Here is a 14,039-nt window from a genome sequence, read left to right on the forward strand (position 1 = left end):
CCAGGGCAGTGGGCTCACTTCTTCGGCCGCCAGTCCTCGACGTTCCACCAGGGGCCGCTGGCGAAGCCGTGCTCGTGCGGCTCCCGTTGTGTGGTCAGGCCCTGCCAGCGGTCGGCGAGGACGTAGACGTGGTCGATGTGGGTGAGGAAGGTGTAGCCGGGGTCCTTCACCAGTTCGCGCTGGAGCGTCTCGTAGGCCGTCTCGCGGGTCGTCTCGTCCTGGGCGCGGCGGCCGGTGTCGAGGGCCTCGTCCACCACCGGGTTGTCGTAGCGGGCCATGTTGTTGAAGCCGTTTCCGGCGAGGGAGGAGTGCAGCAGGGTGTAGAGGCCGAAGTCGGGGTCGCCGGTGCTGCCGAAGCCCGCGAGGACCGCGTCGGTCTTCATGCGCGGCTCGATGACCTCCCAGGTGGCGCTCTCCACCTTCACCTCGATACCGGCCTTCTTGGCGTCGGAGGCGTAGGCGAGGGCGTGGTCCTGGCGGACCTTGTCGCCGGAGGGGTACAGGAGGGTGAAGGAGGCCCGCTGCCCGTTCTTGGCGCGGATGCCGCCGTCGCCGGTCCGCCAGCCCGCCTGGTCCAGGATGCGCCGGGCCCCGGTCAGGTCCCGCTCGCGCTCGATGCCCTTCGCGAACCAGGGGTCGTCGAGGGGCAGCGGCCCGTACGCCGGGCTGCCCGCGCCGTCGAGGATCTTGTCGACCATGGCCCGGCGGTCCACGGCCGCGTCCAGCGCCCGGCGGATGGCGCGGTCGCCGGTGACTTCACCGGCCGTGGGCAGGGTGACGGCGCGGAAGTCGTAGGACTTCGCCTCGTGGGTCTTCTTGTCGTCGTCGTTCTCGAAGGTGGCGGCGAGGTTGGGGGGCAGGGTGGCGCCGTCGAGGTCGCCGGAGCGCAGCCGGGTGGCGCGTACGTCGTCGTCCTCGACGATCGCCATGGTGACCGTCTTCACCCGCGGTGCGCCGCCCCAGTAGTGGGGGTTGGCCTTGAAGGTGAGCTTCTCGCCCTTGCGCCAGTCGGTCAGGACGTACGGACCGGTGCCGACCGGTTCGGTGTTGAAGGAGCCGGTGTTGGGGTCCTGCTCCCCCGCGACGTGCTCGGGGACGATCGGCAGCACCGTGCGGTCGGCGAAGGCGGCGTAGGGGTACTTGAGCGTGAAGACGACCGTGTCGTCCCCGTCGGCCCGCACCTCCTCGATGGCGTCGAGTTCGCTGCGCGAGGTGTTGTTGGTCTTCTCGTCGAGGATCGTCCGGTACGTGAAGGCCACGTCGGCCGCGGTCAGCGGCTCGCCGTCGCTGAACTCGACGCCCTCGCGCAGGGTGTAGGTGTAGGTGCGGCCGCCGTCGCCGATCTCCGGCAGCGCCTTCGCCAGCGCGGGTCGCAGCTTCAGGTCGGCGTCGTGGGCCAGCAGCCCGTCGAAGATCTTCGAGTTGCCGTCCTTGCCGTAGCCGAGCAGCGGGCTCAGGGTGTCCGGCTCCGAGGCCACCCCGATCACGACCGAGTCGGTGGCGCCTTGGGCGTCCCCGCCGCCGGGCGCCGAGCACGCGGTGATCGCGCTCACGGTCGCCGCGGCGACGGCGGTGCCTCGTATCCATCGGGACGTCCGGGGCGTCCATCGAGTCGTCATCAGCCTCACACCCTTATCGCGGTCAGCAGGTTGTTGCATATTAATTGCAACAACGGGGCGCGAGTGACAGGGGAGGCGTCGGGTACGACGCTACGGGTGCGTTTCGAGGGATATGTGCGGCGCCAGCGCGCCGAGGAACTCCGCCGCGTGGAAGGCCGCGCCCGCGGAGGCGACGCCGACCGTCCTGGTCCGCCCCGTGAGGATGCGGTCGACCGCCTCCACCACGAGCGGCGCGGTGACGGCGTAGATGTCCCGCCCCCGCGCCGCGACGTGCCGTTCGTCGTCCCCCCGGCGCACGACGACGTCGACCAGGAAGGTCTGCGCGGAGCGCCCGTGCTCGTCGGCCGCGACCGGCGCCGGGGTGTCGGGGGCCGACAGGTCCCCGGCCGCCTCGACGCTCATGTAGGTGCGCACCTCGGGGATGGAGAGGTGGCTGGGGAGGGTGACGACGTCCGCCATCGTGAACTCCCCGATGACCGGCCGGGGGCCCAGCGGGTCGGGGAACGGCCACTTGAGGGTCGTCAGGTCGTCACCGTGGTACTCCAGCCGCCCGTTGGTGTACCGCACGCGTCGGCCGCCGCGTCGGCCCCGGGAGACCTCGCCCGCGACGCGCGTTCCCGCGGTCGGGTGCCAGCCGCTCAGTCCGTACGCGATGTGCGCCTCGTCGGCCACGGTGTCGTCGCCCAGCGCCGCGGTGGCCAACAGGTCGCCGAGGCCGCCGAAGAAGGCCATCGCGGGGACGATCAGCGTGCCCGCGTCCCGGGCCCGGGCGCCGAAGTGCGCGAACGTGTCCGCGTTGGCCTCGATCTCGGCGGCCACGTCCACGTACGGGATTCCCGCGCGCAGCGCGGCCTCGATCAGGGGTGCGGCGGTCGTGGCGAAGGGACCGGCGCAGTTCACCACCACGTCGGCGTCGGCGAGCGCGCGGTCGAGCGAGGCCGGGTCGTCGGTCGACGCCGGGCGGGCGTCGAGGCCGGGGTGGGCCGCCGCAAGGGCCTTCAGCTTGTCGGCGTCACGGCCGGACAGGACAGGGGTGAACCCGCGCTCCAGCAGTTCCGCCACGACGAAGCGCCCAGTGTGCCCGTACGCGCCGAACACCGCTACCGTGCGCTTCGATTCCATCGCCGTCTCCTCTGCTCGAACCCGTGCTTGCCTGCTCCACATCCTTTCGGGAGGACGGTGCACGGGCCAGTGTCCGGAACGACATGACCCGTACAATTCCGGACGTGCAAACTGTCGCGCTGGCCGTCACCGACGGCATGCTGCACTTCGAACTGTCCGTGGCCCACGAGGTCTTCGGCTCCGCTCCGGCCGAGGTGACGGTGTCCTGGTACGACTTCGCCGTCTGCGGGTCGGACGCGGTGCGGGTCGGCCGGTTCCGGCTGGAGCCCGACCACGGTCTCGACCGGCTCGCGCGCTCGGCGACCGTGATCGTCCCGGGCTGGGCCGACATCGACGAGGACCCGCCCGCCGACCTCGTCGACGCCGTCCGGGCGGCCCACGCGGCGGGTGCGCGCGTGGTCTCCCTCTGCACGGGCGCGTTCGTCCTGGCGGCAGCCGGTCTGCTGGACGGGCGGCGGGCCACGACGCACTGGGCGCACACCCGGGCGCTGGCCGACCGCTATCCGCGGGTGGAGGTGGATCCGGACGTGCTGTACGTGGACAACGGCAGCGTGCTGACCTCCGCGGGCAAGGCCGCCGCCATGGACCTGTGCCTGCACCTCGTCCGCCTCGACCATGGCTCGGCGGTCGCCAACGCGGTCGCGCGCCGCCTGGTCGTGCCGCCGCACCGGGACGGCGGGCAGGCGCAGTTCGTCACCACACCGGTGCCCGCCCCGGACAACCATCCGCTCGCCGCGCTGTTCCCCTGGGTGATGGAGCGGCTGGACCAGCCGCTGACCGTGGAGGACCTCGCCCGGCGGACGCGGATGAGTTCGCGCCATCTGGGCCGCCATTTCCGGGCGGTGACCGGCACCACCCCGCTGCAGTGGCTGCTGACGCAGCGCATCCGCCGCGCCCAGGAGTTGCTGGAGACCACCGACGCCAGCGTCGACAGCATCGCGACGGCCACCGGCATGGGCACCGCCACGACCCTGCGGCGCCACTTCAACCGCACGGTCGGCGTGCCCCCGGACACCTATCGCCGCACCTTCGGCGCGCGTCCCGGCCGGACCGAATAGCAACCAAAGGTTGCGTGTACCGGAGGAGCGGTCTACAGTCATACGCAACCAAAGGTTGCTAGAGAAGGCGGGTGAGCCGGATGGTGACGGAGTACGGCAGCATCGAGCGGGAGATCCACATCGAGGCCGCGCCGGAGGTGGTCTACGAGGTCGTCAGCACGCCCGAGCACCTGCGGGAGTGGTGGCCGGACGAGGCGGACCTGGAGCCGGTGCCCGGCGCCACGGGGGCCATCGCGTTCGGCGACAAGACCTCATCCGAGGTGACCGAGGTGCCCGTCACGGTGGTGGAGGCCGACCCGCCCCGACGCTTCTCCTTCCGCTGGGGGTACGACGAGGGTGAGGCCGCGGCGTCGGACAACTCCCTCCTGGTGACCTTCGACCTCCTCCCGTCGGGCACCGGGACACTGCTGCGCTTCACCGAGACGGGGTTCCGGGAGAAGGGCTGGGAGGCGGCCGTGCTCGAGGAGCACTACCGCGACCACGTCACCGGCTGGGACCACTTCCTGCCCCGCCTCGTCGCCTACGCCGCCCGGCTGGCGTCGACGCGATGAGCACCCCCGTCGACGACGAACTCTGGTCGGCGGTCGGCGATCCCACCCGGCGGCGGATGCTCGACCTGCTGCTGACGGGCGGGGCCCGCACCGCGACCACGTTGAGCGAGCGGCTGCCGGTCACGCGGCAGGCGGTCGCCAAACACCTGGGCGTGCTCGAGCGGGTCGGACTGGTGCACGTCACACCGTCCGGGCGCGAGCGCCGGTACGAGGTGGACGAGGCGCAACTCGCCCGCGCGACCGCGCAACTGGCCTCGGTCGGGGCCAGCTGGGACGCCCGGCTGCGGCGCGTCAAGCGGATCGCCGAGGCGATTCAGCGCGAGCAAGAGGGCTGACGCCGCGCGGACGGGCGTCGCCCTTTACCTGACGAGAAGTCAGCACATCCATGAAGAGAAGGGACACCGAGATGGTGGACATCCTGCACAGGATCGGAGTCGTAGCGTCCCCGGACGCCGTCTACGCGGCCTTGACCACGGTCGACGGGCTGGCGGGCTGGTGGACGCAGGACACCGACGGGGACCCCGACGTCGGCGGCGTGATCCGGTTCCGCTTCGAGCCCGGCGGATTCGACATGAAGGTCCTGGAGGCCCGGCCCGGCGAGCGCGTGGTCTGGGAGGTCGTCGACGGTCCCGAGGAATGGCTCGGTACCCGGATCCGCTTCCTGCTCCGGCAGCAGGACGACTTCACGATCGTGCTGTTCCGGCACGAGGGCTGGAAGGAGCCGGTGGAGTTCATGCACCACTGCAGCACGAAGTGGGCGACCTTCCTGATGAGCCTCAAGAGGCTCGTGGAAACCGGCAAGGGCGAGCCCGCACCGCACGACGTCAGGATCAGCGACTGGCACTGAGCCGGGGCGGGGCGGGGCGTACATGAAGGCTGTCGCCGAGGGCGGCCGGGTCCAGCTCGCGGAACTCCTGCCATTCGGTGAGGTGCAGTACGACATCGGGTCACCGTCTACGACCCCAAGGGCATGGACAACGCCCGGCTTCCCCACCCTCGGCTACGCCGACACCGCGCTGGACGCCGTACGCGTCAGCGCGGCTGGCCGACGCCTGGCCCACGGCACCTACAGCGCCGACCCGCTATCGCATGCTGCCCTCTTCCTCGGTGTCCCAGTCCCGGAGTTCCTTGCCGACGGCGCTCGCGCTGAGGATGGTTGTCGGTATCCGGCGCAGGGCGAATGCGCCGAGTGCGCCATGGAGGATGCCCGCGACGATGGCAGTGGCGTGCAGACCGGTGACGAAGGCGGCTTTCGCGTCGCCGATCACCGCGGGCGCGAGACCGGGGAGCTGGAGTGTCTCGTTGAGGGTGCCAGCGAGGTCAGGTCCCTGAAGACGGAAGATCAGGGCGGCCAGCGAGCCGAGGAGCGCGATCCCCAGAGCGTTGCCGATCTCGTTGCTGGTCTCGGCGATCGCCGCTGCGGACCCCGCCCGTTCTGCGGGAACTGCGGCTACGGCGGTGTCGGCGACGACGCTGAAGGAGATGCCGTAGCCGATGCTGGCGATGACGGTGGACGCCATGTACCAACCGATCCCCTCGGAGACGCTGATGGGCAACAGCAGGAGCAGCCCCGCGGCGATGAAGAAGTGGCAGGTGATGAGCGCTGCTCGGGTGCCGATACGCGCGACCAGTGCCGGTGTGACGACGCAGGTGAGGGTGAGCACAGCCGCGCCGGGGAGTGCGACGAGAGCCGCGTCCAGGACAGGCAGCCCAAGAACGGACTGGAGGTAGATGCCGCCGAGGTAGGCCACTGCCGACCATGCGGCCAGGGGCAGAAGCCCGGTGATGGCCGCGATCGCGAACACCCGGTCGTGGAAGAGGCGGAAGTCGATCAGCGGGTGTGCGAGGCGGAGTTGCCGCCGGGTGAACCATGCCAGGGTGACGACACCGGCGATCCCCGTGGCCACCGGGGCCACGGCCAGTCCCTCCGCGGCAGCGTCCTTGATCGCGTAGACGGTCAGCAGGATGCCCACGGCGGAGAGCGGAACGCTCAGGACGTCAATGCGACCGCTTCGGGTGGCGCGTACCTCACGGAGCAGGACCGGGGCGAGAACCAGGAACAGCAGGACGACGGGGAGGTTGATCAGGAAGACCGACCCCCACCAGAACCTGCTCAGCAGCTGTCCGCCGACGACCGGGCCGATCGCGAACCCGGCGGCGAAGGTGGCCGCAAAGATCCCAATCGCCTGCGCTCGCCGACGGGGGTCGGGGAACAGTTCGCTGAGTACCGCCAGCGCCGACGGCAGCAGCGTGGCACCGGCCACGCCCATCAGCGCCCGGAAGGCGATGAGCAGTTCCGGCCCGGGCGCGAACGCCGCTCCCGTCGAGCCGACGCCGAACACCGCCGCGCCGGTCATCAGCAGCTTCAGCCGACCGTACCGGTCACCGATGTTGCCGAACGCGATGAGCAAGGACCCGACGGCGAATCCGTAGACGTCCAGGATCCACAACGCCTGATCGGCAGTCGGCGACAACGCCTCAGCGACCTTGGGCATGGCCAGGTACAGGACCGAACCATCCATCGCGACCAGCAGTACCGGTCCGAGTACCACCAGCAGACCGAGCCATTCCCTCAGACCGGGTGAGTGGGAAACACGCTGTTCGTTCATGCTTCTGACGGTGCGGCGCCGTGCGCCGGGCAACCAGATCCGCGTCATGGGTACACCTCCCAGGGACACCCGGACGCGGACCGTCGCGTCTACGCTTCGAGTCATGGAGCTGGAGAGCCTTGGGGCCTATCTCAAGAGTCGCCGCGACCGGGTCACGCCCGCCGCGGTCGGGCTGCGCACCTACGGCATCACCCGCCGCGTACCGGGCCTGCGCCGTGAGGAACTCGCCCAGCTCGCCGGTGTGAGCGTCGGCTACTACACGCGCCTGGAACAGGGTCAGGCCGGTACAGCCTCCCGACAGGTCCTCGACGCGCTCGCGAGCGTTCTCCACCTCGATCCGGCCGAGACAGCCCACCTGCACAACCTCGCCCGTCAGCCCACTACATCACGCCTGGTCCGTCCCCGCCCTGAAAGGCCGCACCCCCGGGTACTGACACTCCTGGCGTCCCTCGCCGAGACCACGCCAGCCGTCGTGCTCGGCCGCCGCGGCGACGTGCTGGCCTGGAACCGCACCGGGCACGCCCTCGTCGCCGGACACGTCCCCTTCGACGCGCCCCACCGTCCAACGGGACGCCCGTCCGTCCCTCGGATGTTCTTCCTCGACTCCCCCATCCGCGACTTGCACCGAAACTGGGATGAACTGGCCCGCATCCATGTCGCCTACCTGCGCCTCACCGCGGGCAGGTACCCCACCGACGCCCGGTTGGCCGAACTGATCGGCGAACTCGCCATGCGCAGCGACGACTTCGCCACGCTGTGGGCGAAAGGCGATGTCGCGGACTGCACCGTGGGCACCATGCGCCTGCGACACCCAACCGTCGGAGACGTCGACGTCGACTACCAAGTGTGGCTCCAACCCGACAGCCCCGACCACCGGCTGGAGGTCTACACACCCCACGACAGCACCTCTGCCGACGCGCTGCGCCTGTTGTCCCACCAAGTCGCCGATCAGCAGGAAGCCGATCGACAGGAACCCGATCAACAGGAAGCCGATCGACAGGAACCCGATCAACAGGAAGCCGATCAGCGGGAACCCGAGACCGCCCTCTCCGAGGCCCCCTGGCGTCTGGACGGGTAACCGCTGCTCAGATCCTGTCTCCCCGATCACTGGTGATCCTTGCGAGCGGGACGCGCCGTATGAAGCCGTCAAGCGGTTCCGGCAGGCGGTAGGGCCACCGCGTCACCGGGCCATGGAAGGGGTCGGCAGCCTCGCCACGGAGGACAGGCCCTGGGCCACCAGGACGACGGGGCGCGCTCTGATCGTGCGCCGCGGCATGGCACAGCGCCTGCCCCGCGACATCCGCTTCGGTGAGCCGACCGGGATGTCCCACACGATCCAGTTCGCCCTCCCGTAGCAGGTGCACCGGCAGTACTACGCGGAGATCAGGGCCGCCGACGCGGCACTGAACGAAGCGCGGGCCCCGGCAACCCGCCGGACAGCGGTAACCCGTTGCCGCGACGGTCAGATCGAGTCACCAGGCGGAGGCCCTCAGGGCTGTGCGGGATGCTGGCGCCGGATCCGGTCGGGTACGCGCTCGTGGAGGACGAGGAGCGCGGCGAGGATGCCGCAGCCAGCTCCCAGCGCCGTCTCCTGTACGCGCAGGGAGAGGACGAGAGGGGAGAGCGTGTCCAGGAGGGCGAGCACCATGCAGAGGGAGCCGGTGATGAAGAAGGTCACCGCCCAGTAGGAGCGGCCGGAGGGCGTGTAGAACATGCCGAAGACACAGGCGAGTAGGGCGGCCAGGGTCAAGGACGTGTGTCCGGCCGTCAGGACCGCGAGGCCGTACCCGAACGGCACGCCCGCGACGGTGCCGATCAGCCGTCGGCCGCTCTGCCGCAGGATGTCGCCGGTGTGTTCGGCGTTGACGAAGACGACCCAGGCCGTGGCCACGGCCCAGTACCACAAGGGCGGGGAGATCAGGTGCCCGCCGAGCATGGCCAGCGCCGCGGCGGAGGTCACCTGCCACGCCTGCCGTGTCGTGTAGCGCGTCGGGAGCGCGGAGCGATGCACATACCGATGCGCGGAGCGATGCACATACCGATACGCGGTCCGATGCACATACCGATACACAGACCGATACGCGGACCGATACGCGGAGCGACCCGTGGGTGGGCAGGGCGTGGGGGGCACGGCGCGTGCCGCTCGCTTCAGCTCCGCCGCCGCCCGGTGGCGCAGGCACACGGTGGGAGCGTCGTCACGGAACTCCCGTATCAGCCCCACGGAGGTGTGCAGGGCTCTGAGGCGTCGGTGCAGACGTCGTCGCAGTCGCCGTGTGTCGTACGTACTGACGTCCCTTAGGTTCTCCGTGACCCACTGGGCGTCGGCAAGCCGTACGTCGAGCGCCGCGCCGAGGCGCGTGAGGATGCCGTACGACGTCACGGGCACCAGGCCGAAGCGGGCGACTGCGGCGGCGGTGAAGGAGACGGCCAACGCGGCCGTGAGCTGGGGCAGTTGATGCGGCTGGACGGCGGCGAACTGGGACAGGAAGTAGGCCATGAAGGCGTAGATGCCGAGGTCCAGGCCGCGTCGCCCGTACCGGCGGACGTAGACGGCGGCGAAGATCAGCGGCAGGAACGCCAGGCGGGAGGCGAGGGGGTAGGGGCTCAGCAGCCCTCCGGCGGTCAGCGCGGCGAGGGCCACGGGCGCCCCGGCGAGCAGGGTGCGGAACTGGTTGCGGGGGTGCGGGTCGCTGCTCGCCAGCGAGGTGACCACCGTCAGGAAGCCACCGACCAGGACGACGGCGGAGGGCTCGCCCAGTGCGGTCAGCGCGGCCAGGGTGAGAGCGAGACCGAGGACGGCCCGCAGCGCGGCGGTCAGGCGCAGCAGTCCCGGATCGGCGGCGGTGAACCGGGCCCGGAGCGACTCGGTCTTCGCAGCCACCATCGTTTTGTCCGTTCCCGCTCTCGTCCGACCCGCTGTCGACCTCGTGACCAGTCTGGTTCAGCGGGATGTGAGGGCGGTATGCGTCACGTGACTGCTTGCGCCGCCGCGGATGGCCTTCAGCCCTGATGGTCAGCGGGGGCGAGGGCGTCTTCGACGAGGTCGCGCAGTTGTGAGCGGGCAGTGATGCCGAGTTTGGGGAAGCTGCGGTAGAGGTGCGAGCTGACCGTGCGCGGGGAGAGGAACAGCTTCTCCCCGATCTCGCGGTTGGTCAGCCCGCGGGCGGCGAGCCGGATGATCTGCTGCTGTTGCGGGGACAGCTCGGCGAGCGCGTCGGGAGCGGAGTCCGTGACGTCGAGTCCGGCGGCGCGTGCCTCGGCCCGGGCGCGCTCGATCCAGGGTCGGGCCCCCAGGCGTCGGAAGGTCTCCAGGGCCTCGGCGAGCGGCGCTCGCGCTTCGGCGATACGTCGGCGGCGGCGCAGCCACTCGGCGAGGTCCAGCAGGGCCTGGGCGTGTTCGAAGGGCCAGTGTTCCCCTACGGGATCGGCCAGGGCGGCCCGGAAATACGGCTCGGCGTGGTCGGGGTCGGCCAGCAGACCTCGGGCCCGCCCGATCAGTGCCCGCAGGCGCGGGGAGGCGTTGTCGGCGAGGGCGCGCGCCGAACGTTCCACGATCGCGGTGGCCTGGTCGCGGTGACCGCTGCGGACCGCCGCGGCGGCCAGGTCCGCGAGGGCCGGATAGGAGGCGTGGTAGTGCACGGGCGTGCCATCCGCCTCGAAAACGGCACGGAGTTGGTCGTACGCCGTCTCGTGCGCCCCCTCCCCGAGGGCCGCGGCGCCCAGGGCGCGACGGGCGTAGACGGCCACCGAGCGGCTCTCCAGCGGGTCGATCAGGGCGAGCGCGTGCGCGGCTTGGGCTCGCGCCGTGGATACGTCTCCCTGGTAGGCGAGCACGGTGGCGTCCACGGCGGCGGCGCAGGCCACGGCGTGGTCGAGGCCAGCCGTGGCGCCGAGCGCACCGCTGCGGGCGCAGGATTCCCGGGCCCGCCCCCATCGTCCCCGTTCCACATAGCTCCAGGCGGCGGCGCCGCCGAGCCCGTCCGGCAGCGGGCCGCGCGGCCCCCAGCGGTCGAAGGCCTCGTCGAAGGCGCGGACGGCCTGCGGGGTCTCGTCCAGCAGCCAGGCCATGACCGCGAAGGCGGTGAGCCGGTCGGGGCGCCGTCGCGCTTCGGCGGCGACCCGTGGCAGCAGGGAGAGCAGTTCGGCCCTGTTGTCGAAGGGGTTGGACACGGCCCGTACCCAGATGCGCAGCCATGCCTGTGCCGCGTCGCCCTGCGGAAGGCTGCCCAGGAGGGCCTCGACGCGCTGTCGCTGTGCGTCCCGGGCGCTGTAGAAGCGGACCACGGTGGCGCCCGCCAGCAGTTCCAGCGCGGTGTCGGACCGGTGCCGGTCGGCCGCCAACTCCTCTGCGGCGTCGGCCAGTCGGGAGAAGGCCACGGGGTGGCGGACGGTCAGTGCGGCCAGTCGTCCCACCTGTGCGGCGGCCTCGGCGAGGAGCGCTGGGTCGTCGGTACGTGCGCGCACCGCGGCGGCCAGTTCCTCCACCCAGGCGAGGTCGCCGGTGAGCACGGCCTGTGCGGCGGCGGCGACCAGCAGCCGGGCACCGTCCTCGCGTCGCGGTGCCAGGTCCGCGGCCCGTTGCAGGGCCGTCGCCGCCGCCGCGTGGCCGCCCCGGCGCCGGGCCCGCTCGGCGGTCCGCTCCAGCTCCGCCGCCACGGCCGCGTCCGGGGCGGCGGTCGCGGCGGCGAGGTGCCAGGCGCGCCGGTCCGGCTCGGCACGCAGCAGTTCGGCGAGCGCGAGGTGGGCCGCGCGCCGGGCGTCGGCGGAGGCGGCGTGGTAGACGGCGGACCGGATCAGCGGGTGGCTGAAGCGCGGGATACCCCGGCCGGTCCGCCGGATCAGCCCGGCCTGCTCGGCGGCCAGCCAGACCTCGTCCTCGGCGATCGGCGGCAGAACGGGGACGGGGGCCGCGGAAGCGGCGGTGTCCGGCGGCGGCAGGGCGGGGACACCGGTCGCCGAATCGGCGGAATCCGCCAGCAGGGCCGGACCGGAAGCCGCGGAATGGACGGAGCCCGCCAGCAGGACCGGACCCGAGGTCACCGAATCGACGGAGCCCATGGCGGCCAGGAGCAGCAGGGCGCGGGTGGTGGTGGCCGGGAGGTCGGGCAGGCGTGCCGCGAAGGTCCGCTCCAGATGTTCGGGGAGGAGGAGCGGGCCCGCGGGCGGTTGTTCGGTGGCCGCCGCGTCGGGTGTGGTGGCCGCCCTGGTCAGTTCGGTCAGCGCCAGCGGATTGCCCTCAGCCTGTTCGAGGATCCGCGTCCGCGTCCGACCGGTCGGGCGCCGTGGCTGTTGGTCCAGCAACCGGTTCGCCGCCGCGTTGTCGAGCGGACCCACGGTGAGTGTCGGCCAGTGTGGGGCGAAGCCGGGGAGGCGGTCGCCGGGCCGTGCCGCGATCAGCATCGCGACCGGTTCGCCCGCCAGTCGCCGGGCGGCGAAGGACAGTACGTCCAGGGAGGCCCGGTCGAACCAGTGCGCGTCGTCCAGGACCAGGAGCACCGGTTCTTGGTCGCCCAGGGCGGACAGGAGGTTCACGACGGCGACACCGAGGAGCATGAGGTCGGGTTCCGCCGGGGCCGTACCGCCGCCGAGGGCGTGGTGCAACGCCGCGCGCTGCCGCTCGGGCAGTTCGTCGGTCTCAGCCGACACCGGCCGCAGCAGCAGGTGCAGGGCGGAGAACGCCAGTTTCGCCTCCGACTCGCTGCCCTCGGCGCGCAGGACGCGCGTGCCGCTGGTCTCGGCCCGGTGCACCGCGCGGTCCAGCAGTGCGCTTTTCCCCACACCCACATCACCGAGAAGAACCAGAACCGGGTCCGCCGACGCCACCGCCTCCGCCGACGCCACCAGGTCCGCCGACGCCACCGCGTCCACCACGCGAAGAACACGCGCCAGTTCAGCGTCCCGGCCGATGAGATTCCCTTCTCCGTCCGGATCCTCTCGCGCGACCGCCTGGGGGTCGCCTATGTGCTCATCCACCGGTCTTCTCCAGGAATCGTGGTCCGTCGAGCGGAGCGGCTGCGCCCTGTCCCCACCAGGCTACAAGTGGCCTGGCCTGGTCACCTGCCACCGGCGGGCGGGTGCAGTCACGTGACTGATACCGCGCCCGCCGGACCGCTCGTAGCGTTGCGGGAAGTCACCGGACGCCTGACGGAGAACCATGGAACAGATCAAGCTCGGCAATGTCACGATCACTCGTGTCTGGGAATACTACGGCTCGGTCGAAATGACGCCCGAGACGTTCTTCCCGGAAAGTTCGAAAGAGGTCTGGGAATCCGGTACGCCCTGGCTGGCTCCACATTTCCTGGATCCCGGAACCAATTCCGTGAATTCCGCGATCCAGACCTGGCTGCTGCGCAGCGCGGGCAGGACCATTCTCGTCGACACCGGTGTGGGCAACCACAAGGAGCGCCCGTACGCGCCCGTCTGGAGTCATCTGGAGACGGACTTCCTCGCCAGTCTCGCCCGTGCCGGTGTCGAGCCCGAGGACGTGGACATCGTCATCAACACGCATCTCCACATCGACCACGTCGGCTGGAACACGTACCTGGACGGGCGGCGGTGGGTGCCCACCTTCCCCAACGCCACGTATCTGATGCCCAAGGACGACTTCGACTTCTGGAATCCCGCGAACGGCCACGAGCCGCTGCTCGGCCGTGGCAACCAGAACGTCTTCGAGGACAGCGTGGCCCCGGTGCACCAGGCCAACCAGACACTGCTGTGGGAGGAAAGCCACCAGATCGACGCCGCCCTGCGCCTGGACGCGGCCCCCGGCCACACCCCCGGCTCCTCCGTGCTGACCCTGACCTCCGGAACGGACCGGGCGGTGTTCGTCGGCGACATGCTGCACAGCCCGGTGCAGATCCTCGAACCGGAGGCCAACAGCTGCTTCTGCGAGGACCCCGCGGGCGCCCGCGCGACCCGCCGCAAGGTGCTGGGCTGGGCGGCCGACAACAACGCCCTGGTAATCCCCGCGCACCTGGGCGGCCACGGCGCCGCCGAAGTCGTACGCGAGGGCAGCAGGTTCGCCATCAAGGGCTGGGCCCCCTTCACCCCGTACACCGAGCAGGCCTGAGACCATGCGGA

At 71.2% G+C, this 14,039-nt stretch carries 12 protein-coding genes; 7 read left to right on the forward strand and 5 right to left on the reverse strand.

Features of this window, described 5'->3' with window-relative positions:
* Nucleotides 1-14 precede the first annotated feature (14 nt).
* Together ACFVQG_RS27315 and ACFVQG_RS27320 are read right to left on the reverse strand one after the other, a co-directional pair.
* Nucleotides 15-1,619, reverse strand: coding sequence for an ABC transporter substrate-binding protein (locus tag ACFVQG_RS27315; protein WP_383388340.1), 1,605 nt, complete (start codon nucleotides 1,617-1,619; stop codon nucleotides 15-17).
* A 90-nt stretch (nucleotides 1,620-1,709) separates the two neighbouring features.
* On the reverse strand, nucleotides 1,710-2,741 hold the full coding sequence (locus tag ACFVQG_RS27320) for a saccharopine dehydrogenase NADP-binding domain-containing protein (protein ID WP_383388342.1): 1,032 nt from the start codon (nucleotides 2,739-2,741) through the stop codon (nucleotides 1,710-1,712).
* A gap of 104 nt (nucleotides 2,742-2,845) precedes the next feature.
* Between ACFVQG_RS27320 and ACFVQG_RS27325 the strand changes: the two genes are divergently transcribed.
* From ACFVQG_RS27325 to ACFVQG_RS27340, 4 genes are all read left to right on the forward strand, one after another.
* Nucleotides 2,846-3,799: a helix-turn-helix domain-containing protein gene (locus tag ACFVQG_RS27325; protein WP_383388344.1), complete on the forward strand. Its 954-nt coding sequence runs from the start codon at nucleotides 2,846-2,848 to the stop codon at nucleotides 3,797-3,799.
* A gap of 80 nt (nucleotides 3,800-3,879) precedes the next feature.
* Nucleotides 3,880-4,350, forward strand: a complete 471-nt coding sequence (locus tag ACFVQG_RS27330; protein WP_383388827.1) for an SRPBCC domain-containing protein — start codon at nucleotides 3,880-3,882, stop codon at nucleotides 4,348-4,350.
* Nucleotides 4,347-4,685, forward strand: coding sequence for an ArsR/SmtB family transcription factor (locus tag ACFVQG_RS27335; RefSeq protein WP_383388346.1), 339 nt, complete (start codon nucleotides 4,347-4,349; stop codon nucleotides 4,683-4,685). The genes ACFVQG_RS27330 and ACFVQG_RS27335 overlap by 4 nt, the downstream gene beginning before the upstream one ends.
* Before the next feature lie 50 nt (nucleotides 4,686-4,735).
* Entirely contained in the window at nucleotides 4,736-5,197 is a 462-nt protein-coding gene (locus tag ACFVQG_RS27340; protein ID WP_383388348.1) for an SRPBCC domain-containing protein, read from the forward strand.
* Nucleotides 5,198-5,432: 235 nt separating this feature from the next.
* Here ACFVQG_RS27340 and ACFVQG_RS27345 read toward each other — a convergent pair whose 3' ends face one another.
* Nucleotides 5,433-6,959 carry an MFS transporter gene (locus ACFVQG_RS27345; protein WP_383388350.1) on the reverse strand — a complete coding sequence of 509 codons (1,527 nt, stop codon included), beginning with the start codon at nucleotides 6,957-6,959 and terminating at the stop codon, nucleotides 5,433-5,435.
* Nucleotides 6,960-7,062: 103 nt separating this feature from the next.
* On the opposite strand from ACFVQG_RS27345, the gene ACFVQG_RS27350 reads away from it, so the two are divergent.
* Both ACFVQG_RS27350 and ACFVQG_RS27355 read left to right on the forward strand, forming a co-directional pair.
* Complete coding sequence (locus tag ACFVQG_RS27350) at nucleotides 7,063-8,037, forward strand: helix-turn-helix transcriptional regulator (protein WP_383388352.1); 975 nt, start codon at nucleotides 7,063-7,065, stop codon at nucleotides 8,035-8,037.
* Nucleotides 8,038-8,149: 112 nt separating this feature from the next.
* Nucleotides 8,150-8,314, forward strand: a complete 165-nt coding sequence (locus ACFVQG_RS27355) for a hypothetical protein (RefSeq protein WP_383388354.1) — start codon at nucleotides 8,150-8,152, stop codon at nucleotides 8,312-8,314.
* 134 nt (nucleotides 8,315-8,448) lie between these two features.
* On the opposite strand, the gene ACFVQG_RS27360 is transcribed toward ACFVQG_RS27355, so the two are convergent.
* Nucleotides 8,449-9,843: an FUSC family protein gene (locus ACFVQG_RS27360; protein WP_383388355.1), complete on the reverse strand. Its 1,395-nt coding sequence runs from the start codon at nucleotides 9,841-9,843 to the stop codon at nucleotides 8,449-8,451.
* A 116-nt stretch (nucleotides 9,844-9,959) separates the two neighbouring features.
* Nucleotides 9,960-12,932, reverse strand: coding sequence for an AAA family ATPase (locus ACFVQG_RS27365; protein WP_383388357.1), 2,973 nt, complete (start codon nucleotides 12,930-12,932; stop codon nucleotides 9,960-9,962).
* Nucleotides 12,933-13,113: 181 nt separating this feature from the next.
* On the opposite strand from ACFVQG_RS27365, the gene ACFVQG_RS27370 reads away from it, so the two are divergent.
* The gene (locus ACFVQG_RS27370; RefSeq protein WP_383388359.1) at nucleotides 13,114-14,028 is read left to right on the forward strand and encodes an MBL fold metallo-hydrolase; all 915 of its coding nucleotides are present in this window, start codon (nucleotides 13,114-13,116) and stop codon (nucleotides 14,026-14,028) included.
* Nucleotides 14,029-14,039: the final 11 nt, after the last annotated feature.

This window comes from Streptomyces sp. NPDC057877, from assembly GCF_042796855.1.
Lineage (GTDB): Bacteria > Actinomycetota > Actinomycetes > Streptomycetales > Streptomycetaceae > Streptomyces.

Excerpts from the sequence above, each read along its gene's own strand:
- ACFVQG_RS27350 (WP_383388352.1), top strand. The coding sequence starts at position 7,063 with ATGGAGCTGGAGAGCCTTGGGGCCTATCTCAAGAGTCGCCGCGACCGG.
- ACFVQG_RS27345 (WP_383388350.1), bottom strand. The coding sequence starts at position 6,959 with ATGAACGAACAGCGTGTTTCCCACTCACCCGGTCTGAGGGAATGGCTC.
- ACFVQG_RS27315 (WP_383388340.1), bottom strand. The coding sequence starts at position 1,619 with ATGACGACTCGATGGACGCCCCGGACGTCCCGATGGATACGAGGCACC.
- ACFVQG_RS27360 (WP_383388355.1), bottom strand. The coding sequence starts at position 9,843 with ATGGTGGCTGCGAAGACCGAGTCGCTCCGGGCCCGGTTCACCGCCGCC.
- ACFVQG_RS27370 (WP_383388359.1), top strand. The coding sequence starts at position 13,114 with ATGGAACAGATCAAGCTCGGCAATGTCACGATCACTCGTGTCTGGGAA.
- ACFVQG_RS27330 (WP_383388827.1), top strand. The coding sequence starts at position 3,880 with ATGGTGACGGAGTACGGCAGCATCGAGCGGGAGATCCACATCGAGGCC.
- ACFVQG_RS27355 (WP_383388354.1), top strand. The coding sequence starts at position 8,150 with ATGGAAGGGGTCGGCAGCCTCGCCACGGAGGACAGGCCCTGGGCCACC.
- ACFVQG_RS27335 (WP_383388346.1), top strand. The coding sequence starts at position 4,347 with ATGAGCACCCCCGTCGACGACGAACTCTGGTCGGCGGTCGGCGATCCC.
- ACFVQG_RS27320 (WP_383388342.1), bottom strand. The coding sequence starts at position 2,741 with ATGGAATCGAAGCGCACGGTAGCGGTGTTCGGCGCGTACGGGCACACT.
- ACFVQG_RS27340 (WP_383388348.1), top strand. The coding sequence starts at position 4,736 with ATGAAGAGAAGGGACACCGAGATGGTGGACATCCTGCACAGGATCGGA.